The sequence below is a fragment of the Tessaracoccus yangjingae genome, assembly GCF_055326235.1.
On sequence record NZ_JBUZNN010000001.1, the window covers coordinates 148,004 to 167,536 of the forward strand.

Annotated in this window: 21 protein-coding genes; 13 read left to right on the top strand and 8 right to left on the bottom strand. The window is 70.3% G+C overall.

The annotated features are described in order from the left end of the window. Positions 1-28: 28 nt before the first annotated feature. The 5 genes from ACZK5D_RS00695 to ACZK5D_RS00715 all read right to left on the bottom strand — a co-directional run bounded on the left by ACZK5D_RS00695 (position 29) and on the right by ACZK5D_RS00715 (position 3,977). On the bottom strand, positions 29-367 hold the full coding sequence (locus ACZK5D_RS00695; protein WP_463663917.1) for a P-II family nitrogen regulator: 339 nt from the start codon (positions 365-367) through the stop codon (positions 29-31). Further along, entirely contained in the window at positions 364-1,695 is a 1,332-nt protein-coding gene (locus ACZK5D_RS00700) for an ammonium transporter (protein ID WP_458994773.1), read from the bottom strand. The genes ACZK5D_RS00695 and ACZK5D_RS00700 overlap by 4 nt, the downstream gene beginning before the upstream one ends. Before the next feature lie 110 nt (positions 1,696-1,805). After that, positions 1,806-2,297, bottom strand: coding sequence for a SixA phosphatase family protein (locus tag ACZK5D_RS00705; RefSeq protein WP_463663918.1), 492 nt, complete (start codon positions 2,295-2,297; stop codon positions 1,806-1,808). Positions 2,298-2,339: 42 nt separating this feature from the next. Further along, positions 2,340-3,344: a TRM11 family SAM-dependent methyltransferase gene (locus ACZK5D_RS00710; RefSeq protein ID WP_463663919.1), complete on the bottom strand. Its 1,005-nt coding sequence runs from the start codon at positions 3,342-3,344 to the stop codon at positions 2,340-2,342. Positions 3,345-3,437: 93 nt separating this feature from the next. Beyond that, a complete protein-coding gene (locus ACZK5D_RS00715; RefSeq protein WP_458996578.1) occupies positions 3,438-3,977 on the bottom strand; it encodes an inorganic diphosphatase in 540 nt (179 codons plus the stop codon). 107 nt (positions 3,978-4,084) lie between these two features. On the opposite strand from ACZK5D_RS00715, the gene dacB reads away from it, so the two are divergent. The 11 genes from dacB (at position 4,085) to ACZK5D_RS00770 (ending at position 13,677) form a co-directional block, all read left to right on the top strand. Next, positions 4,085-5,515 carry a D-alanyl-D-alanine carboxypeptidase/D-alanyl-D-alanine endopeptidase gene (dacB, locus tag ACZK5D_RS00720; protein ID WP_463663920.1) on the top strand — a complete coding sequence of 477 codons (1,431 nt, stop codon included), beginning with the start codon at positions 4,085-4,087 and terminating at the stop codon, positions 5,513-5,515. After that, entirely contained in the window at positions 5,515-6,486 is a 972-nt protein-coding gene (locus tag ACZK5D_RS00725) for an Rv3626c family coenzyme F420 biosynthesis-associated protein (protein ID WP_463663921.1), read from the top strand. Before dacB ends, ACZK5D_RS00725 begins: the two co-directional genes overlap by 1 nt. Continuing rightward, a complete protein-coding gene (tilS, locus tag ACZK5D_RS00730) occupies positions 6,479-7,444 on the top strand; it encodes a tRNA lysidine(34) synthetase TilS (RefSeq protein WP_463663922.1) in 966 nt (321 codons plus the stop codon). Before ACZK5D_RS00725 ends, tilS begins: the two co-directional genes overlap by 8 nt. Positions 7,445-7,455: 11 nt before the next feature. Beyond that, positions 7,456-8,007, top strand: a complete 552-nt coding sequence (hpt, locus tag ACZK5D_RS00735) for a hypoxanthine phosphoribosyltransferase (protein ID WP_463663923.1) — start codon at positions 7,456-7,458, stop codon at positions 8,005-8,007. Between the two features lie 125 nt (positions 8,008-8,132). Beyond that, positions 8,133-10,160, top strand: a complete 2,028-nt coding sequence (ftsH, locus tag ACZK5D_RS00740) for an ATP-dependent zinc metalloprotease FtsH (RefSeq protein ID WP_463664178.1) — start codon at positions 8,133-8,135, stop codon at positions 10,158-10,160. A gap of 1 nt (position 10,161) precedes the next feature. After that, positions 10,162-10,728, top strand: a complete 567-nt coding sequence (folE, locus tag ACZK5D_RS00745; RefSeq protein WP_458994766.1) for a GTP cyclohydrolase I FolE — start codon at positions 10,162-10,164, stop codon at positions 10,726-10,728. 16 nt (positions 10,729-10,744) lie between these two features. Then, positions 10,745-11,542 (top strand): dihydropteroate synthase, encoded by a 798-nt coding sequence (folP, locus tag ACZK5D_RS00750; protein ID WP_463664179.1) that lies wholly within the window; start codon positions 10,745-10,747, stop codon positions 11,540-11,542. Between the two features lie 78 nt (positions 11,543-11,620). Then, positions 11,621-11,968, top strand: coding sequence for a dihydroneopterin aldolase (gene folB / locus ACZK5D_RS00755; protein ID WP_463664180.1), 348 nt, complete (start codon positions 11,621-11,623; stop codon positions 11,966-11,968). Then, a complete protein-coding gene (folK, locus tag ACZK5D_RS00760; protein ID WP_458994765.1) occupies positions 11,961-12,524 on the top strand; it encodes a 2-amino-4-hydroxy-6-hydroxymethyldihydropteridine diphosphokinase in 564 nt (187 codons plus the stop codon). Before folB ends, folK begins: the two co-directional genes overlap by 8 nt. Then, positions 12,521-13,015: a DUF3180 domain-containing protein gene (locus ACZK5D_RS00765; RefSeq protein WP_458994764.1), complete on the top strand. Its 495-nt coding sequence runs from the start codon at positions 12,521-12,523 to the stop codon at positions 13,013-13,015. Before folK ends, ACZK5D_RS00765 begins: the two co-directional genes overlap by 4 nt. Positions 13,016-13,074: 59 nt before the next feature. Then, the gene (locus tag ACZK5D_RS00770; protein WP_463663924.1) at positions 13,075-13,677 is read left to right on the top strand and encodes a hypothetical protein; all 603 of its coding nucleotides are present in this window, start codon (positions 13,075-13,077) and stop codon (positions 13,675-13,677) included. A 14-nt stretch (positions 13,678-13,691) separates the two neighbouring features. Here ACZK5D_RS00770 and ACZK5D_RS00775 read toward each other — a convergent pair whose 3' ends face one another. After that, the gene (locus tag ACZK5D_RS00775; RefSeq protein ID WP_463663925.1) at positions 13,692-14,564 is read right to left on the bottom strand and encodes an NADH-quinone oxidoreductase subunit D-related protein; all 873 of its coding nucleotides are present in this window, start codon (positions 14,562-14,564) and stop codon (positions 13,692-13,694) included. Between the two features lie 317 nt (positions 14,565-14,881). On the opposite strand from ACZK5D_RS00775, the gene ACZK5D_RS00780 reads away from it, so the two are divergent. Then, a complete protein-coding gene (locus tag ACZK5D_RS00780; RefSeq protein ID WP_458994761.1) occupies positions 14,882-15,202 on the top strand; it encodes a histone-like nucleoid-structuring protein Lsr2 in 321 nt (106 codons plus the stop codon). Positions 15,203-15,314: 112 nt separating this feature from the next. Continuing rightward, positions 15,315-17,825, top strand: a complete 2,511-nt coding sequence (locus tag ACZK5D_RS00785) for an ATP-dependent Clp protease ATP-binding subunit (RefSeq protein WP_463663926.1) — start codon at positions 15,315-15,317, stop codon at positions 17,823-17,825. 796 nt (positions 17,826-18,621) lie between these two features. Here the strand turns inward: ACZK5D_RS00785 and ACZK5D_RS00790 are convergent. Both ACZK5D_RS00790 and ACZK5D_RS00795 read right to left on the bottom strand, forming a co-directional pair. After that, positions 18,622-18,966: a DUF202 domain-containing protein gene (locus tag ACZK5D_RS00790; protein WP_463663927.1), complete on the bottom strand. Its 345-nt coding sequence runs from the start codon at positions 18,964-18,966 to the stop codon at positions 18,622-18,624. Further along, positions 18,963-19,325, bottom strand: coding sequence for a YidH family protein (locus ACZK5D_RS00795; RefSeq protein WP_458994758.1), 363 nt, complete (start codon positions 19,323-19,325; stop codon positions 18,963-18,965). The genes ACZK5D_RS00790 and ACZK5D_RS00795 overlap by 4 nt, the downstream gene beginning before the upstream one ends. Positions 19,326-19,533: the final 208 nt, after the last annotated feature.

Consider the following 19,533-nt stretch of genomic DNA (forward strand, 5'->3'; position numbering starts at 1 on the left):
TCGCCCTCCCCCTGACAGTGCCGTCCGATCAGATGGCAGCGGAGCCCTTCTCGCCGGTGCGGATCCGGACGATCTCGTCGACCGGGGTGGACCAGACCTTGCCGTCGCCGACCGCGCCGGTCCTGGCCGCCTTGGAGATGACCTCGATCACTTCCTCCGCCTCGTCGTCCTCGACCACGACCTCGATCTTCGCCTTGGAGATGAAGTCGATGGTGTACTCGGCGCCGCGGTAGAACTCCTTGTGGCCCCGCTGGCGGGCGTAGCCGGAGCATTCGGTGACGGTCATTCCGGCCACGCCGTGCTGGGCGAGCGCGATCTGAACCTGGGTCAACATGGTGGGCTGAACGATTGCCGTGACAAGCCTCATGCCTTCACGTCCTCTCGGGGGATGGGAACGATCAGCGTCTGCCGAACGCCGTAGGTGGAGTAGCCGACGGCACTGAGGTCGTAGCCGGTCTCAGCGTGCTCCGCGGTGTCGATGCCCTGCGTCTCGGCCGCCTCGGGGACCCGCAGGCCCATGGTCTTGTCCATGACCTTGGCGATCACGAAGGTGACCACGAAGGAGTAGATCATGACCACCACGGCGCCCAGCGCCTGGCGCCACAGCTGATCGACGCCGCCGCCGTAGAAGAGGCCGGCGACACCGGCGGGGGAGTTGGGATCGGCCAGGAAGCCGATGGCCAGGGTGCCGACGAGGCCACCGACGAGGTGGACGCCCACCACGTCGAGCGAGTCGTCGTAGCCGAGGCGCGACTTCAGGCCGATGGCGAAGGCGCAAGCCACACCGGCGAGGACGCCGATGACGAGCGCGCCCAGCGGGCTGACGGAGTGCGCGGCGGGGGTGACACCGACGAGGCCCGCCACGATGCCGGAGGCGGCGCCGAGGCTGGTGGCGTGCCCGTCGCGGAGACGCTCAACCAGCAGCCAGCCGAGCATGGCCGCCGCGCCGCCGGCGAGGGTGTTGATCCAGGCCACACCGGCCATGGAGCCGGCGCCGAGGGCCGAGCCCGCGTTGAAGCCGAACCAGCCGAACCAGAGGAGGCCGGCGCCGAGCATGACCAGCGTCAGGTTGTGGGGGCGCATCGGGGTGCGACCGAAGCCCATGCGGGGGCCGATCACGATGGCCAGCGCGAGTGCCGCGGCGCCTGCGTTGATGTGGATGGCGGTGCCGCCGGCGAAGTCGATGGCCTGGATGCTGTTGGCGATGAACCCGCCCTTCTCAGCCGTGCCGCCGTCGAAGCTGAACACCCAGTGGGCGGCGGGGAAGTACACCAGCAGCGCCCACACGGCGGCGAACACCGCCCATGCGGAGAACTTCATGCGGTCGGCGACCGCGCCGGAGATGAGCGCCACCGCGATGATGGCGAAGGCCGCCTGGAACCCCGCGAAGACCATCGCCGGCACCGTGAAGGTGGCCAGCTCGGGATCCATGAGGCCGTTGAGGAAGAGGAACTCAAGCGGGTTGCCGATGAGGCCGCCGATGGAGTTGCCGAAGGCCATGGAGTAGCCGACGATCACCCAGAGGACCCCGACGATGCCCATCGTCGTGACGGACATCATGAGCATGTTGAGCACGCTCTTGGCGCGGACCATGCCGCCGTAGAAGAACGCGAGACCGGGGGTCATGAGGAGCACCATGGCCGCGCTCACCAGGACCCAAGCGGTATCGCCTGCACTGATTTCGAGAACTGTCATGGCCGAAATCTTGCAGGGCCCGCATTTCGGAAGATTCGTCGCCGGGTAACGGTTGGGTAAGGGAAATCGCGGCGCGCGTTTCAGCCGGGCGTCGGCACGTTACCGCCCTGTTAAGGGCGTCGTCGGACGCCTTCGAGGCGCACGGTTGAGAAGTCACCTTCGGCCAGATCCGACCAGTCGCCGTCGAAGGTGAAGGCGCTGAAGGCCGAGGTCGGGAACCAGCACTGCGCCTGGTCCGCCTCCGCCCGGTCACTGGCGTAGGCCAACTCGGCGACGAGGCTGGGGATGGTGGGGGCATGCCCCACGACCAGCAGGCCTGAGACGTTCGGGTCCGTCTCGCCGATCCGCTGGAGCATGGTCTCGGTGCCCTGGTAGTAGAGGGCGTCCTGGTACTCGACGGGGATGTCGAGGCCCAGCGCGGCGAACGTCTCGCGGGTGCGCTGCGCGGTGGAGACCAGCGCGTACTGCAGGCCGAGCCCGGCCAACTCCCGGCCCGCCTCCTGCGAGTCCTGGACGCCGCTGGGCTTGAGGCGCCGCGCCTTGTCGCCGCCCACGTTGTTGGCCTCTGTCTTGGCGTGGCGCATCAGCACGAGTCGTCTCATGGGCCGAGCCTACGCCCCGTCACCGCGGGGCGCACGGGCATGTCAGGGGCGGGTGGCGACGATCAGGTCACGCTTGATGGAGGAGTCCACCCGGTGCGCGAACCGCTCCCACGGCCCCCCGGCGCGCACCTCGAGCCCGGCGTCGGTGAGCATCGCGGCGAGGTCCTGGCGGGACAGCCCGAAGGTGTTCCAGCTGATCCCCAGCGCTCCGCCGTGCATGAGCTGGCCCGCCCAGACGGGGATCGCCTCACCCAGGAGGCCGGCGGGCGAGCGGTCGCGCTTGCCCGCGACTCCCCGCACGTCCGTGGAGGAACCGTGCGCGATGCCGTAGGGGGCGTCGGTGACGATGGCGTCGAACCTCTTCTTCCCGAACAGGGCGGCGGAGTCGCGGGTGTCGCCGACGAACGCGGTGACGTGGAGGGCCGGGCCCTCTCCCCGGATCTCGGCGTCGAACCGCCTGCCGATGGCCTTGCCGTCGCGGCGCACGGGCGTGGTGTCCGCCGTGTGCTTGAGCCGTTTGCGCCTCAGGTAGGTGGTGTAGAAGGAGGCCATCTGCTCGAAGGCCTTCGCGTCGCCCTCCACCCCGTACGCGTCGTGGCCGAGCAGCAGCGCGGTGGAGAGCGTGGTGCCGCGGCCGGCGAGCGGGTCGAGGATCTGCCTGGGGCCGGTGGCCTCACGGGTCACCGCGGCGAGCGTGACGCCCACGAGCAGCTGGGTGAACTGCTCGTTGGTCTTGCCCTGGTACTTCGGGATGGTCACCAGGTCGTCGTCGAGCGCGAAGGCGCGGGGGAGCGGGACGGGGCGGAGCAGGTCCCCCTCCGCCTCGAACAGGGCGAAGCACGCGGACTGCCGCGACACCGTCTCCGCCTGGGCCTCGCTCAACTCCGCGGCCTCGAAGGACAGGTACCCGACGCCCGCCACGTCGATGTCGGCGATGCCGGCGGCGAAGGGCGCGGTGAGCTCCAGTTCGGCGGCCGTCAGTGGGCCGGACTCGCCGGCGTAGACACGGTTGGCCGACGGCGTACGCAGCATGAGATAGCGGGGCATTGGGTCAGTCTCCCACACGCCCGAGAGGGCCAGGGGCAGCGAAAAGGCCCCGCCGGAGCGGGGCCTCGCGGGACGCGGTGGTCCGGCGGCCTGTCAGGCCAGGTTCATGTGGTGATGCTCGTACGGGGTGCCCTTGGCGCGTTCGAACGACGCGGCGACCTCGGCCTCGGCCTCCTCGCGGCCGGTCCAGGTGGCGCCCTCGACCGACTTGCCCGGCTCCAGGTCCTTGTAGACGGAGAAGAAGTGCTCGATCTCCAGCAGCATGTGCTCGGGCACCGACGACAGATCCGAGATGTGCTTGCGTCGGGTGTCCGCGGTGGCCACGCACAGGACCTTGTCGTCCCCGCCCATCTCGTCGGTCATGCGGAACATCGCGACGGCGTAGCACTCGATCAGGCAGCCCGGGAAGGTGGGGTCCGCGCCGATCACCATGGCGTCCAGCGGGTCCCCGTCCTGGCCGAGGGTGCCCTCGACGAAGCCGTAGTCGTACGGGTACTGGGTGGAGGTGAACAGCGTGCGGTCCAGGCGGATGCGGCCCGTGTTGTGGTCCATCTCGTACTTGTTCTTGGTGCCCTTGGGGATCTCCACCGTCACGTCGAACAGGATGCGGCGTCCGAGGTCCACCGGGGCCATGCCGACTGGTGCGTCTTCGCTCACGGGGGCACTCCTATGATTGGGGTTGATACCCGCGGGTCGGCGCGGGCCGGATACCCCTGCAGGATACAGGCTCGGAGGACACCTTGCGGACACGCACCAGGACGCTCAACGGGGTCCTGGCGTGGCTTCTGGTAGGGCTTCTGGCCGCTGGGGGCTTCGTCGTCGCCGTGTTCCAGCAGCCCATCCTGGCCGCCACCGGCGTGGTCCGGGCCGGCGCGCCGACCACGGTGCCGCCCACCCTCTTCTCCCCGTCCCCCACGCCCAGCCCGGATCCGGGAGCGGCCGGCCCGGGGCTCGCGGACCGCGCCCAAACCCCTGCCGAGGGCACGCTTCCCGACCGGACGGTCCTGGACGCCAGGCTGGGTGGCCTCGACCGCTCGAAGCTCCTCACCGCCGACGGAGGCGCCGCGCAGATCGCCTGGGAGGTCGTCGACGTCGCGTCGGGCGAGGTGGTCGCGGCCAACTCCGCGACCACGGCACTCACCCCCGCCTCCAACACCAAGACGCTGACCACCCTGGCGGTCATGAACGCATTCACCGGTTCCGAGCGGTTCGCCACCACCGTCGTGCAGCCCGCGCCCGGCCAGATCGTGCTGGTCGGCGGGGGTGACCCGATGCTCCTCAGCGTCCCTGCGGACCCGGGCGCCTACCCGCAGCCGGCCACCACGCAGCAGCTGGCGGCGGACACGGCCGCCGCGCTGAAGGCGGCGGGGCAGGCCACCGTCAGCCTCGGCTTCGACGCGACGCTCTTCAGCGACCCGGGCTGGAACGACACCTGGCCCGGGAACTACCGCGACCAGGTCACCCAGCTGTCCGCGCTGTGGGTGGACGAGGGCCGCGTGGGCGGCGTCCGGAGCCGCACCCCCGCGCTCGACGCCGCCAGGATCTTCGCCGCCCAGCTGGCCGCGGCCGGGATCACGGTGACCGGCGCGCCCGCCGCGGCGGCGGCCGCCGGCGTGGAACTGGCCCGCGTCGAGTCGCTGCCGGTCCACGTCCTCGTCGAGACCGCCATGAACCGGTCGAACAACTCCTTCACCGAGGTGCTCGGGTTCCAGCTGGCGCTCGCCACCGGCCACCCCTCGACGTTCGCTGGATCCGTGGCCGCCATCGAAGAGCAGCTCACCGCGCTCGGCCTGTGGGACGACGGGGCGGTGCTCCTCGACGCGTCGGGCCTCTCCCGCAGCAATCTCGTCACGGCGAACATGCTGGCCAGGGCGCTCAGGGTGATGACCACGGATGCCCGCCTGTCGGTGGTCCTCGACGGCCTCCCCACGGCCGGGGTGACCGGCACGCTCGCCGACCGCTTCACCGACCAGATCTCGCGGCCCGCCCGCGGGGTGGCCCGGGCCAAGACGGGTACCCTGTCGTTCGTCTCCACGCTCGCCGGCACCACTCTCACCGCCGACGGACGACAGGTGACGTTCGCGTTCCTCATCAATGGGCCCCCGGACGGCTTCGCCGCCAAGCTGTGGACGGACCAGGCCACGGGCGTCGTCGCGGCCTGCGGCTGCTGATGGAGCACGCCCCGATCGTCGACTGGGCGCTTGCCCGCCGCGTCGCGGTGGCCGCGGCCGGCGATCTCCCCGCCCTCACCCGCCCCGAGGCCGAACAGCTGGTGGCCGATCTCCGGGTGACCGCGCGCCGGGCCGGCGGGATCGCGGCGCGCCACCTCGGGTTGGACGGCGCGGGGGCGGATCAGATCCGCGTCGTGGACTGGGCGGGATGGGGCCGGGCGGTCCGCCGGATGGCAGACGGCGCCGTCGCGGAGCTCGGGCTGAGGGCCCGGGAACCGCACCCTCTCAACGCGCTGCGCGGGGCCGGCAACGGGATCCTGGCGGGCCTGGGCATCGGGGTGGTGAGCCGCCGGATGCTGGGGCAGTTCGACGCGTTCACCGGCAGCCGCGCCCTCTACCTGGTGGCGCCCACCATCGTCGCGCACGAGCGGGCCCATCGGTTCGTGCCGGCGGACTTCCGGCTCTGGATCTCCCTGCACGAGCAGACCCATGCGCTGCAGTTCCAGGCCGCGCCCTGGCTGCGGGAGCACCTCCGAGCGCTCATGGCGCGCCTGGCCGACGACGACGCCCACCTCCTCGACGGGCTGGCCGGGCTGCGGTCCGCGAGGGACGTGACGGCGCTGATGATCTCGCCGGGCGCCCGCGGCGACCTCGCGGCCCTGACCGCCGCCATGACTTTCCTCGAGGGCCACGCCGACCACGTCGCGGACCGGGCCGGTCGCGGCCACATCAAGACGGTCCCGGCCCTTCGGCGCGCCTTCCACCGCCCTGAGCGAGCATCGCTGCTGAGCCGCCTCGCCGGGCCGCTGAGCAAGAACGCCCAGTACCGCGACGGGCTGGCGTTCTGCACGGCGGTCCAACGCTCCGGTGGGAAGCGGGCCCTGGCCGCGGCCTTCGAGGCGCCGGAGGCGCTCCCCACCGCCTCCGAGATCGCGGACCCGGCAGCCTGGCTCCGCAGGGTCCGTGGCTAGGCGCGAGCTGGGGCCGGCCGCGCTGAAGGTGGCGCAGGCGGTGGCCGCGATGCTGCCGGACGGCCCCGCGATCGTCGGCTGTTCGGGCGGGGCGGACTCGACGGCGCTCGCCCTGGGGGCGCGGTGGGCGTCGGCGCGGGCGGGCACGACGGTGTCCGCCGTCGTCGTCGACCACGGGCTGCAGCCCGGCTCGAGGGAGGCGGCCGAGGCCGCGGCTGGGCGGCTGTCGGCCCGGGGGATCGACGCGGCTGTCATCCCGGTGGCGGTGGGCGGCGACCACGACGGGGGGCTGGAGGCCGCCGCCCGGGATGCCCGGCTGGCGGCCCTGGCCGGGCCCGGGCTACCGGTGCTGCTGGGGCACACCATGGACGACCAGGCCGAGACGGTGCTCCTCGGCCTGCTCCGCGGGTCGGGAACCCGGTCACTGGCCGGCATGGCGCCGGTGCGGGGACAGTTCGTCCGCCCCCTCCTCGGCCTGCGCAGGGCCGACACGGAGCAGGCGTGCCGGGAGTGGGGCGTCGAGGTCTGGGCGGACCCCATGAACGAGGATCCCCGCTTCGCGAGGGTGCGGGTGCGGGGCGTGCTGGGCGAGCTGTCGGCCGCGCTCGGCCGCGACGTGGCCCCGTCGCTGGCGCGCACCGCCACCCTGGCCAGGGCCGACGCCGACCTGCTGGACGCTCTGGCGGCCGAGGCCTGGCCCGGGTCGCAGGATCTACGGGTCAGCGACCTGGAGCCGCTGCCCGACGCGCTCCGCTGGCGGGTGGTCCACCGGTGGCTGAGGCGCCACGCCCCGGAGGCCGCGATGGTCCACGTCACGGCGGCGCTCGAGCTCGTGGAGCGCTGGCGTGGGCAGGGCGCCGTCGCGGTGCCTGGAGGGCGGGTGAGCCGACGCTCCGGCGCCCTCGTGTTCCTCCCCGGGGACGGGAGCGGGGCTGCGGACCAGGGCCGCGCGCGATAGGCTGACGAACCGTGGATGCTGCTGACGTTGCCCAGGACCTTGAGAAGGTGCTCTTCACCTCGGACACGATCCAGGCCCGGGTGGCCGAGATCGCCGCACAGATAGACGCGGACTACCAGGGCCGCCAGGTGCTCCTGGTCGGGGTGCTCAACGGCGCGGTGATGGTGATGAGCGACCTGCAGCGCGCCATGCACAGCCACGTGGAGATGGACTGGATGGCCGTGTCGTCGTACGGCTCCGGCACGCAGTCCAGCGGTGTGGTGCGCATCCTCAAGGATCTGAGCGTGGACCTGGAGGGCCGCGACGTCATCGTCGTGGAGGACATCATCGACACCGGCCTGACGCTGTCCTACCTCATGAGCAACCTCGCGTCCCGCGGCCCCGCCTCGCTGGAGATCATGGCTATGTTCCGCAAGCCAGACGCCGCCCAGATCGCCGTGCCCGTCCGGTACGTGGGCTTCGAGATCCCCAACGAGTTCGTCGTCGGGTACGGGCTGGACTACGCGGGCCGGTACCGCAACCTGCGCGACGTGGGCACGCTGTCGCCCCACGTCTACAGCTGACCAGGTCACCCGGCGCCCGCGTGAGCGCGGGCGGGCGCGGTTGAGGCCGCTGGTAGTGTTTCGGTGCGCCTCACTGTCGCCCTACTAGATCGGCTTTGCCTGTGCAGAAGTTCTTCAAGAGCCCGATGGCCTGGATCCTGATCAGCCTGCTCTTCCTGCTGCTCGGCATGCAGGTGCTCAGCAGCATCACCGGGTTCCAGACCGTTCCCACGTCGGAGACGCTCGCGCTGCTCAACAGCGACACCAAGCTGCAGGAGGTCGTCCTCGTCGACGGCGAGCAGATGATCCAGGTCACCGATGAGCAGGGCGTCAAGACCCAGTCCGCCTGGGTGGGCAACCAGGTCGACGACATCGTCCCCATCCTTGAGGAGCGCGAAGCCGCCGGCACCATCGAGCGCTGGTCGGCGAGCAATCCCAGCCCCAGCCTCCTGTCGATGTTCCTCTACACCGGCCTGCCGTTCATCATCCTGCTGCTGGTCTTCTTCTGGATCATGCGCTCGGTCTCCGGCGGCGGTCAGGGCGGTCCGCTGTCGTTCGGGAAGTCGAAGGCCAAGCTGGTCAGCAAGGACACGCCGAAGACCACGTTCAAGGACGTGGCCGGCGCCGTCGAGGCCGTCGAGGAGCTCGAGGAGATCAAGGAGTTCCTCGCCGAGCCCGCGAAGTTCCAGAAGCTCGGCGCGAAGATCCCCAAGGGCGTCCTCCTCTACGGTCCGCCCGGCACCGGCAAGACGCTTCTGGCCCGCGCCGTCGCGGGCGAGGCGGGCGTGCCCTTCTTCTCCATCTCCGGCTCGGACTTCGTCGAGATGTTCGTCGGCGTTGGCGCCTCCCGGGTCCGTGACCTGTTCAACCAGGCCAAGGAGAACGCGCCGGCCATCATCTTCATCGACGAGATCGACGCCGTCGGGCGCCACCGCGGGGCCGGCCTCGGCGGCGGCCACGACGAGCGCGAACAGACCCTCAACCAGCTGCTCGTCGAGATGGACGGCTTCGACGTGCGGGGCGGAGTCATCCTCATCGCGGCCACCAACCGTCCCGATGTGCTGGACCCGGCGCTGCTGCGCCCCGGGCGCTTCGACCGCCAGATCGGCGTGGAGGCCCCGGACGTGGAGGGGCGCCAGAAGATCCTCCAGGTGCATGCCAAGGGCAAGCCGTTGGCCAGCGACGTGGACCTGGCCTCCATCGCCCGGCGCACCCCCGGCTTCTCCGGCGCGGACCTCGCCAACGTGCTCAACGAGGCGGCCCTGCTGTCGGCGCGCATGAACCAGGAGATGATCCGCCAGCCGCAGCTGGACGAGGCCATCGACAGGGTCATCGCCGGTCCGCAGAAGCGGACCCGCCTCATGAACGACCGTGAGCGCCTCATCACGGCCTACCACGAGGGCGGCCACGCCCTCGTCGCGGCGGCCATGCCCGGCAACGACCCGGTGCAGAAGGTCACCATCCTTCCCCGCGGCCGGGCGCTCGGCTACACCATGGTGATGCCGGACGCGGACAAGTACTCCCAGACCCGCGGCGAACTGCTGGACCAGATGGCCTACATGATGGGCGGCAGGGCGGCCGAGGAGCTGGTCTTCCACGACCCGACAACGGGCGCCTCGAACGACATCGAGAAGGCCACCAAGGTGGCCCGGGCCATGGTCATGCAATTCGGCATGAGCGAGCGCGTGGGCGCCGTCAAGCTCGGCGGAGGGGACTCGGAGCCCTTCATGGGCATGCGGGGCACCGACTCCAGCCAGGAGTACTCGCAGGCCATGGCCGCCGTCGTCGACGACGAGGTCACCAAGCTCATCCACACCGCCCACCAGGAGGCGTTCGATGTCCTCCAGGAGAACCGCGACGTGCTCGACGAGCTGGTGCGGCAGCTGTTCGCCAGGGAGACGCTGAACAAGACAGAGGTGGCCGAGGTGTTCAAGGCCCTCCGCCGGCGCGACAAGCGCCCCGCCTGGACGGGCTCGGAGCTGCGCCAGCCGTCGCAGCTGCCCCCCGTCGACGTTCCCCCCGCGCCCGAGGGGCCGGCGGACCTGCCGCCCGTGCTGCAGTCGCCGCCCGCGCCTCCCGCGGCCGGCCCCGAGTACTGGCCCGGATCGGCGCCCCAGCCCCCGGAGACGGGGCCCTCCCCCTGGGGTCCCCCAACCCCGCCGGCCGGGCACTGACATGGCCGTCGACGAGGCACGCGCAGCGGCCGCCGTCCGCGAGCTGCTGGCCGCCATTGGAGAGGACCCGGAACGCGACGGCCTCCAGGAGACGCCGGACCGCGTGGCCCGCGCCTGGGGCGAGCTGCTGGCGGGCCACGGCGCCGACCCCTCCGGCATCCTCGGCAAGACCTTCGACATCGCCCACGACGAGATGGTCCTGGTCAAGGACATCGAGCTGGTCAGCACCTGCGAACACCACCTGCTCCCGTTCACCGGCGTGGCCCACGTGGGCTACATCCCGTCCGCGGACGGCCGGGTCACGGGCCTGTCGAAGCTCGCCAGGCTGGTGGACGTCTACGCCCGCCGGCTCCAGGTCCAGGAGCGCCTCACCACCCAGATCGCCGACGCCCTCGTCGAGCACCTGGATGCGCGCGGCGTGATCGTCGTCGTCGAGGCCGAGCACACCTGCATGACCATGCGGGGGGTGCGCAAGCCCGGGAGCCGGACCGTGACGTCCGCCGTGCGTGGCCTCCTCAGGCACCCCGCCACCAGGGCGGAGGCGATGAGCCTCATCATCGGGCGGTGACCGCGTGACCCTCGTGATGGGGATCGTCAACGTGACCCCTGACTCGTTCTCCGACGGCGGGCGCTTCCTGGACCCGGAGGAGGCCGTCAGGCACGCCAGGCGGATGCTGGCCGAAGGGGCCTCGCTCATCGACGTCGGGGGCGAGTCCACCCGCCCGGGGGCGCAGCGCGTGACCCTTCAGGAGGAGCTGGACCGCGTCGTGCCGGTGGTTCGGGCGCTGGCGGCCGACGGGGTCAGCGTCTCGGTGGACACCATGCGCGCCGGTGTGGCGAGCGCGGCCATCGATGCCGGCGCGGCCATCATCAACGACGTCTCAGGCGGGCAGGCGGACCCGGAGATGGTCGACGTCATGGCCGCCTCGACCGCGGACTTCATCGTCATGCACTGGCGTGAGCACTCGGTGCGGATGCAGGAGCAGGCCCACTACACCGACGTGGTGACCGATGTCATCGCGGAGCTGCTGGTGCAGCGCGACGCCGCGCTCGCCGCGGGGATCCCGGGGGAGCGCATCATCCTCGATCCGGGCCTCGGCTTCTCGAAGTCCTGGGACCACAACTGGACCCTGCTCAGGCATCTGGGCCGGATGCAGGAGCTCGGGCACCGCGTCCTCGTGGGTGCGTCACGCAAGGCGTTCCTGGGGGAGCTCCTCGGCGGGAGGCAGCCCGAGGGGAGGGACGCCGCCACGGCTGCGATCTCCTTCTGGTCCGCGCTGCACGGCGTGTGGGCGGTGCGGACGCACGACGTCCAGGGGCAGGGCGACGCGATCGCCGTCGCCAGGCGGCTGGGTCACGAGGCGCCCGTCGTGATCGGCTGAGGCAGCCAACCCCTGCCGGCCGCCTGGAGGGCTTGCGGTAGGGTCGGAGCCAACCGAAAGGGGACCACAATCGACCGCATCACGCTCACCGGACTCACCGCGACGGGGTTTCACGGGGTGTTCCCCCACGAGCGCCGCGACGGCCAACCCTTCGTCGTCGACGTGGTGCTCGAGTTGCCGCTCGAGACCGGCTCGGACCAGTTGGACGACACCGTCAGCTATGCCGACATCGCGGATACGGTGGAGCGCGTGATCACGGGAGAGCCGCGCAACCTGATTGAGACGGTGGCTGGTGAGATTGCTCAGAGGTGCCTGGTCCATGGCAGAGTGGAGCGCGTCACGGTCACCGTGCACAAGCCCCTGGCGCCCTTGAGCCAGAGCTTCACGGATGTTGCCGTCACGATCAGCAGGAGTAGAGATGACTAACGGACCATTCGATATCGATGTAGACACGCTGGGCAATCTGCGCCCCATCGCGAAGGTGGTGCTGAGCCTCGGATCGAACATGGGGGACTCGGCCTCGATCCTCCAGGAGGCGGTGGATTTCCTCGCCGAGACGCCGGACCTGATCCTGGTTGACGTCTCCCCGGTCTACGAGACCAAGCCTCACGGGGACGTCCAGGACCAGGACGACTTCCTCAACCTCATCGTCGTGGCCGAGTCCACGCTCGAGCCGCTCACGCTGCTCGACAGGGCGCAGGCCATCGAGGAGAACTTCGGCCGCACCCGCGAGCTGCGGCACGGCCCCCGCACTCTGGACATCGACATCATCATGGTGGGCAAGCGGATCTCCGAGGACAGCATCGAGCTGCCGCACCCCCGCGCCCACGAGCGGGCGTTCGTCCTGGTGCCGTGGCTGGACATCGACCCCAACGCCGAGATCGCCGGCCACGGGCCCATCGCGGACCTCGTCGAGGAGCTGGACACCTCCACGGTCACCCGCCGCGACGACGTCGTGGTGACGGCTGCCACGGGATTTTGAGCGCGGGCCCGCGCCTCGGCCTGACCACCGCCCGTCAGGCCGTCGTCTCGGTGCTCGCGGGCGCCGTGGTGTGCGCGCTCATCCTCCTCGCCTTCGGTGCTGCCGGCTCCTTTCCGCCGGTGGTGCCGTGGTCGGTGCCGATCCTGATGTTCGTGCTGGCGGTGGGTGTCGCGGTGTACGCGCGGATCCTGCCCAGGCGCATCGAGCAGCACCGCGTCGAGCCGCCCGAGTCGGTGGCGGCGCTCGCCATCGGCAAGTCGATGATCATGACCGGCGCGGTGCTCGCCGGAGCGCACGTGGTCTACGTGGTCCGCTATCTGCAGCTGTTCGACGCACCCCTCCCCTCGGCGAGGGTGATCCAGGGCGCGGCGACCATCGTCGCGTCGCTCCTGCTGGCCGGGGCCGGTGCGCTCCTCGAGCGGGCCTGCGTGGTGCACGACGACGACGGCGACGACGAGCATCCCAACGGCGGCGTGACTTCCCCCGCGTGATGGCGACACGCCCGCGCGCCTGACGGGGAGAGCGGCCCTCGCGGCTTACTGTGGGCGGCATGGCTGGTCGACGCGCTTCTCAGAAGTCCTCCGAGCGCACCCTTGCGCTCACGATCCTGGGCGTGGGCACCGCTGTCTCCGTCGCCTCCCTCGTGGGGGACGTGTGGATTGTGCGTGCGGGGCTGCTCATCGCTGTGGTGATGGCGTTCGCCGCCGTCCGGGTGGCGTGGCGCGAGCTCAAGGTCGAGCGCGAGCGGCACGCGCTGGAGATGAAGCACGAAGTGGCGCTGCGGTCGCAGCAGGCCATGCGGTTCCACGAGGAGTCCGTGGCCATGATCGGCCGGTTCAATGCCAGGTCGGAGAACCTGCAGTCGGTGATCGCCAAGCTCCGCAGCCAGCTGGGTTCCGCCAAGGCCGAGCTGAGCTCCATGCGCGGCAACGCGGTCTGGTTGCGCGCGGAGGTGGCCGAACGCCAGGCGCGCATCGAGGCACTAGAGACGCGGATCGCGGAGCTCGAGGCCGAGGACACGGCCAACATCGTCGATCTGCCCCGCCGGGTCTCTCCCAGCATCGAGGACATCTGGGGCCAGGATGAGCATCCCACCATGGTGGACCTGGCCAAGCTCAACCTGGACGGCCTCCCCGCGCTGCGCCAGGCCTGACCCGCCTTCCTGACCTACTTGTCCGCATCGCCGACGGTGTAGCCCAACGAGGCCACCACGTCGGCGATGCTGTCTGTCGGGGCGCCCTCGAGGGCGCGGGCCAGGGCGGACAGGTTGCTGAACGACGGGGTGCGCAGGCCCACCCGCCACGGCGTCGGCCCCCCGCGGGAGACCATGTGGCAGGCGGCGATCCCCCAGGGCGCCTCGATCTGGGTGACGTGTTCCCCCTCGGGCACCTTGAGCCGGCGCGATAGCCGGATCCCGACCTCCCCTGGCGTCTCGTGGGCGACGGCGCGCGCGACGCGGATCATGTCGACGCTGGTGCCCAGCTCATCGATGAGGACGGAGAGGCGTGCCTCGGCGTCGCCGGAGGTGCGGACGTCGACGGGGCGGAAGATCGTCCCGTACGCCAGATAGCCGCCGTGGCGCCGGTCCAGGTCCATGCCCGCGGCGCGCGCCACAGGGCCGGACAGCCCGTAGCCCAGGCAGGTGTCCGCGTCCAGGACGGCCAGGCCGTTGAAGCGTGTGGTCGCTGCCAGCGTCGCGCGCAGGTCCGCGGAGAGCCGGGCCACGTCGTCGAGCAGGGGGTCCAGCGAGTCCAGCCAGCCGTCCGGGGCATCCGAGGCCAGCCCGCCGACCCGGCACAGCATGGGGTGGACCCTGTTGCCGGTCCAGGCCAGCATCGCGTCGCGCAGGGCGTCGACGGTGCCCCACAAGTTGGCGGAGGTCCCGCCCTCTGCCAGGTAACTGAGGAAGCAGAGGTGACTGTGCAGCCGGGCGCACTCCGCCATCAGGGTGCGCAGCACGGTTGCGCGCGGCGGGGGAGTCAGCCGCATGGCATTTTCAACCGTGAGCACCAGGCTCAATTCACCGCTGAACGCAGCCATCCAATCATGCCGATCCGCGAGCATGATCATGGATCGGAAATCTCGCACCTCGAATAGTTTCTCCGCGGCGCGATGTCCGTATCCGCTTGTCACGTCCGCGTCGGTGACGCACCCGTCGACCGCGCGATAGGAGACGCGCACCAATCCCGCCGTGGTGGGATGTCTAGGGCCGAGAAATACATGCTCATGGCCGGGGAGGGAAAGCCCGCCAATGGTGCAGGAGACCGGTGCAGACATGAATTTCATCGCCCCTTTCGTTCGGCGCCGTGAAGCGGTAATCTCTTCGAGGAATCTCATCCCCCCACCAAGGAGTTTTCATGGCACGACAGATCCGCGTATTCCTCGTCGACGACATCGACGGCACAACCGACGCCCGGACGATCGAGTTCTCGCTCGGACGCGACGCTTACACCATCGATCTCTCCGAGAAGAATGCCAGCAAGCTGGAGGCGGCGCTCGCCCCCTTCATCGAGAAGGCCACCAAGGCCGGACGCAAGACCGCGCGCAAGGCCGGGACCCGCTCGTCGGCCAAGGACACAAACGCGATCCGTGAATGGGCACGCGCCAACGGAATGAAGGTCTCGGACCGCGGTCGGGTGCCCGGCAACGTCGTCGCCGCCTACGAAGCCGCGCAGTAGTCCGTCCGCGTTCGCGGCGGGTGAACCGCGGATCGTTGGTTCCCTCGGCGGCATCAGTAAGCTAGAAGCGGTTGCCCGGCGCGCGTCGTCGGGCCGCAGGAGGGAAAGTCACATGTTCGAACGGTTCACGGATCGCGCCCGCCGCGTCATCGTCCTGGCCCAGGACGAGGCGAAGCTGCTCAACCACAACTTCATCGGCACCGAGCACATCCTGCTCGGGCTCATCCACGAGGGTGAGGGTGTGGCCGCGAAGGCGCTCGAATCCCTCGGTATCGCCCTCGAGGCGGTGCGGGAACAGGTTGAGGAGATCATCGGCCAGGGCCAGCAGGTGCCTACGGGTCATATCCCGTTCACGCCCCGCGCAAAGAAGGTGCTGGAGCTCTCGCTGCGCGAGGCGCTCCAGATGAATCACAACTACATCGGCACCGAGCACATCCTGCTGGGCCTCATCCGCGAGGGCGAGGGTGTCGCGGCCCAGGTGCTGATCAAGCTGGGCGCGGATCTCAACCGCGTCCGCAACACGGTGCTGCAGCTCATCACGGGCTACCAGGGCCGCGAGGCGTCGATGTCCGGTGCCCCAGAGACCGGCCCCGAGAAGGGCAGCTCGCAGGTGCTGGACCAGTTCGGCCGCAACCTCACCCAGGCCGCCCGCGAGAACGCGCTGGACCCGGTGATCGGTCGCGCCCACGAGATCGAGCGCGTCATGACGGTCCTCAGCCGCCGCACCAAGAACAACCCGGTGCTGATCGGCGAGCCGGGCGTCGGGAAGACGGCCGTCGTCGAGGGCCTGGCGCAGGCCATCGTCCGCGGAGACGTCCCCGAGACCCTGCGCGACAAGCAGATCTACACGCTGGACCTCGGCGCCTTGGTGGCCGGTTCCCGGTACCGCGGTGACTTCGAGGAGCGCCTCAAGAAGGTCCTCAAGGAGATCAAGACCCGCGGCGACATCATGCTGTTCATCGACGAGATCCACACCCTCGTGGGTGCCGGAGCCGCCGAGGGCGCCATCGACGCCGCCAGCATCCTGAAGCCCATGCTGGCCCGCGGCGAGCTGCAGACCATCGGCGCCACCACGCTGGACGAGTACCGCAAGCACATTGAGAAGGACGCGGCGCTGGAGCGCCGGTTCCAGCCCATCCAGGTGGCGGAGCCGTCGGTGGCGCTGACGGTGGACATCCTCAAGGGCCTGCGTGACCGCTACGAGGCCCATCACCGCATCACCATCACCGACGAGGCCCTCGTGGCCGCGGCCACCATGGCAGACCGCTACATCCAGGACCGGTTCCTGCCGGACAAGGCCATCGACCTGATCGACGAGGCCGGCGCCCGCCTGCGCATCCAGCGCATGACCGCCCCGCCGGACCTGCGCGAGTTCGACGACGCCATCGCCGCGAACAAGCTGGAGAAGGACGCCGCCATCGACGCCCAGGACTTCGAGCGGGCGGCCCGCCTGCGCGACGAGGAGCAGAAGCTCCGCGCGCAGCGCGCCGAGCGCGAGGAGGCCTGGAAGCAGGGAGACTCGGACATCCCCGCCGTGGTCGGCGAGGAGGAGATCGCCGTCGTGCTCTCCGGCTCGACGGGCATCCCGGTGTTCAAGCTCACCGAGGAGGAGTCGCAGCGGCTGCTCCGCATGGAGGATGAGCTGGGCAAGCGCTACATCGGCCAGACCGATGCGGTCAAGGCGCTGTCGCGCTCCATCCGACGCACCCGCGCCGGCCTGAAGGACCCCAAGCGGCCCAGCGGGTCGTTCATCTTCGCCGGCCCCTCGGGCGTCGGCAAGACGGAGCTCACGAAGGCGCTCACCGAGTTCCTCTTCGGCGACGAAGACGCCCTCATCACGCTGGACATGAGCGAGTACTCGGAGAAGCACACCGCTTCCCGGATGTTCGGCTCCCCGCCCGGATACGTCGGCTACGAAGAAGGCGGGCAGCTCACCGAGAAGGTGCGTCGCAAGCCGTTCTCGGTGGTCCTGTTCGACGAGATCGAAAAGGCGCATCCGGACATCTTCAACTCGCTCTTGCAGATCCTCGACGAGGGGCGCCTCACGGACGCCCAGGGTCGAGTGGTGGACTTCAAGAACACCGTCATCGTGATGACCACCAACCTCGGTTCCCGGGACATCTCGAAGAGCGTGAATCTCGGCTTCTCCCGCGCAGGTGATGAGGAGTCGAGCTACGAGAAGATGAAGGCGAAGGTCTCGGACGAGCTGAAGCAGCATTTCCGTCCGGAGTTCCTCAACCGGGTCGACGAGATCGTGGTGTTCCATCAGCTCACGCAGGCCGATATCGAGCGGATCGTGGACCTGATGGTGGCGCAGATCGAGATGCGTCTGAAGGACAAGGACATGGGCATCGAGCTCACGCCCGCGGCCAAGACGCTCATCGCCAAGCGCGGCTTCGATCCGGTGCTCGGCGCCCGCCCGCTTCGTCGCGCCATCCAGCGCGACATCGAGGACCTCCTGGCCGAGAAGATCCTCTTCGGGGAGCTTCAGGCCGGCCAGATCGTCCAGGTGGACGTCAGCGAGGAGGGCGCGGAACTGCCCTTCAAGTTCACCGGCGTGGCGAAGGCGGACCTGCCCGAGCTCGCGCGCGCCGCGGACGGCGACGGCGCGGCTTCGGCCTGAGCGGCACACGACAATGGGGCGGACCTTCGGGTCCGCCCCATTTTTCGTTGGGGGCTGCGACGGGGTCGGACTCGGCTGTCGGTGCCGGGAGCCCTGACACGGAGGCGGTTCCGCTGATTGAGCCGCGCCGAGCTGGCCCCTTTCCGCGGGTTGAGCCGCGCCGAGCCGCCTGCGGCTCAGCGCGTGTCGACTTGGGTTGAGCCGGGCCGAGCCGCGAAGCGGCCTAGCCCGCGCCGAAACCAACCAACTGACGCCTGTCCATGGAGTTGGCCGAGGTTCTCGCGATTGGAGTTCTCGCTGTGTGGTGCCGGGAGCCCTGACACGAGGCCCGTGCGGCCCTTGTCCACTGTCTGCTTGTTGGCCGCGTGTTGGTCTTGGGTTGGGTGGTTGAGGCCGCCCGGGCCTCGTCTCACGTCTCCCGTCATTGGTGTGCCTGTGGTGTGGTCGGTCCCGGGCGTGTGCCGGCAGGGCGGCCCTGGCTCAAGCCTGCTTCAGGCGGGTTGTTCTGGGTGCCCCTCGGGCTGGGCATCCCTGCGCCCAGCCGCCCTGCCGTCCCCCACCCTCGCGGTCACCTCACGCCCCTCTCGCCTCGAGGCCTGGCCGTTTCCGCTGGTTGAGCCGCGCCGAGCCGCCTGCGGCTCAGCGCGTGTCGAAACCTACCTGCACAGGTGTGTGGACTCAGCACGAAACACCACACGAAACCACGCTCGGTGCCCTATGCGCACCCCACCCCCAATCCCGACGGCGTGTCGTGCACACCCCCTGGCATGAGACGTCGTTGGGCCCGAGATCAGGGTCAGGGGATGGGGAGGGGGCCGGTCAGCACCGACACGACGAGGGCGACGAGGCCGGCGGCGGCCACCGTCGCCGCGACCACGGCGGGCAGCAGCCCGTCTGCGAGGCGACTTCCTCCGCCGCTGAGGGTGCGATGGGTGTGGCCGTACCGCCGTCGTGACCAGACCCCGATGAGGACGGCCAGTGCGAGGCCCGCCCCGGCGAGGGCCCAGGACCACAGCCCCACGGCGGAGGCCTCGATGCGCGCGAAGACGAGCGCCCCGAGCCCGATCGACAGCCCCGTTCGTTGCCAGGCGAGAATGGTGCGCTCGGCAGCCAAGCCGGGATCCGACGGGGCCTCGCTCATCGGACGAGGAAGCCGACGAATACCAGGATCCCGCTGAGCGTCACGGCGGACGCGACGGGGAGCGCGAACCGGGACGAAGGGAGGGGAGCGTTGTTGCGGAGCGCGCGCTCGTACCGGGCCCAGCCCCACCAGGCGAAGGGGGCCGCGACGATCCCCGTCACCATCAGCACCACGGACGCGGCGACACGGAAGTCCTCGTGGATGCCCAACCCCAGCACCTCGAGGGCGATCCCGCCGGCCAGGAGAGCGAGGGACGTGCGGATCCACGCGAGGAAGGTGCGCTCGTTGGCCAGCGTGAAGCGCGGATCAGGATCGTCGCCTGCTTGGTAGACGGATCTGGGGAATCGCTCTCGGGCCACGGCTCCACCCTAGTCGCCGACCGCCCACAGGCCGCCCGCCTGCGGCGGGGGGGACTCGCGCCTGCCCTTCGTCGTCTGGTCTGCTCTCCAGGACGGGCGCCTTCGGACGGGAGGCGCCTGCCTTACGTCATCTGGCCTGCTCTCCAGTACAGGCAGCTGCAATGAGCGCGGGCGCCTGACCAAAGAGGGCAGGTGTCGTGACGTGGGG

Excerpts from the sequence above, each read along its gene's own strand:
- ACZK5D_RS00775 (WP_463663925.1), bottom strand. The coding sequence starts at position 14,564 with ATGGCTGCGTTCAGCGGTGAATTGAGCCTGGTGCTCACGGTTGAAAAT.
- folP (WP_463664179.1), top strand. The coding sequence starts at position 10,745 with ATGGGGATCGTCAACGTGACCCCTGACTCGTTCTCCGACGGCGGGCGC.
- ACZK5D_RS00710 (WP_463663919.1), bottom strand. The coding sequence starts at position 3,344 with ATGCCCCGCTATCTCATGCTGCGTACGCCGTCGGCCAACCGTGTCTAC.
- folK (WP_458994765.1), top strand. The coding sequence starts at position 11,961 with ATGACTAACGGACCATTCGATATCGATGTAGACACGCTGGGCAATCTG.
- ACZK5D_RS00695 (WP_463663917.1), bottom strand. The coding sequence starts at position 367 with ATGAGGCTTGTCACGGCAATCGTTCAGCCCACCATGTTGACCCAGGTT.
- ACZK5D_RS00700 (WP_458994773.1), bottom strand. The coding sequence starts at position 1,695 with ATGACAGTTCTCGAAATCAGTGCAGGCGATACCGCTTGGGTCCTGGTG.
- ACZK5D_RS00785 (WP_463663926.1), top strand. The coding sequence starts at position 15,315 with ATGTTCGAACGGTTCACGGATCGCGCCCGCCGCGTCATCGTCCTGGCC.
- ACZK5D_RS00780 (WP_458994761.1), top strand. The coding sequence starts at position 14,882 with ATGGCACGACAGATCCGCGTATTCCTCGTCGACGACATCGACGGCACA.
- ACZK5D_RS00770 (WP_463663924.1), top strand. The coding sequence starts at position 13,075 with ATGGCTGGTCGACGCGCTTCTCAGAAGTCCTCCGAGCGCACCCTTGCG.
- ACZK5D_RS00790 (WP_463663927.1), bottom strand. The coding sequence starts at position 18,966 with ATGAGCGAGGCCCCGTCGGATCCCGGCTTGGCTGCCGAGCGCACCATT.
- ftsH (WP_463664178.1), top strand. The coding sequence starts at position 8,133 with ATGGCCTGGATCCTGATCAGCCTGCTCTTCCTGCTGCTCGGCATGCAG.
- folE (WP_458994766.1), top strand. The coding sequence starts at position 10,162 with ATGGCCGTCGACGAGGCACGCGCAGCGGCCGCCGTCCGCGAGCTGCTG.
- ACZK5D_RS00715 (WP_458996578.1), bottom strand. The coding sequence starts at position 3,977 with ATGGCCCCGGTGGACCTCGGACGCCGCATCCTGTTCGACGTGACGGTG.
- ACZK5D_RS00725 (WP_463663921.1), top strand. The coding sequence starts at position 5,515 with ATGGAGCACGCCCCGATCGTCGACTGGGCGCTTGCCCGCCGCGTCGCG.
- ACZK5D_RS00705 (WP_463663918.1), bottom strand. The coding sequence starts at position 2,297 with ATGAGACGACTCGTGCTGATGCGCCACGCCAAGACAGAGGCCAACAAC.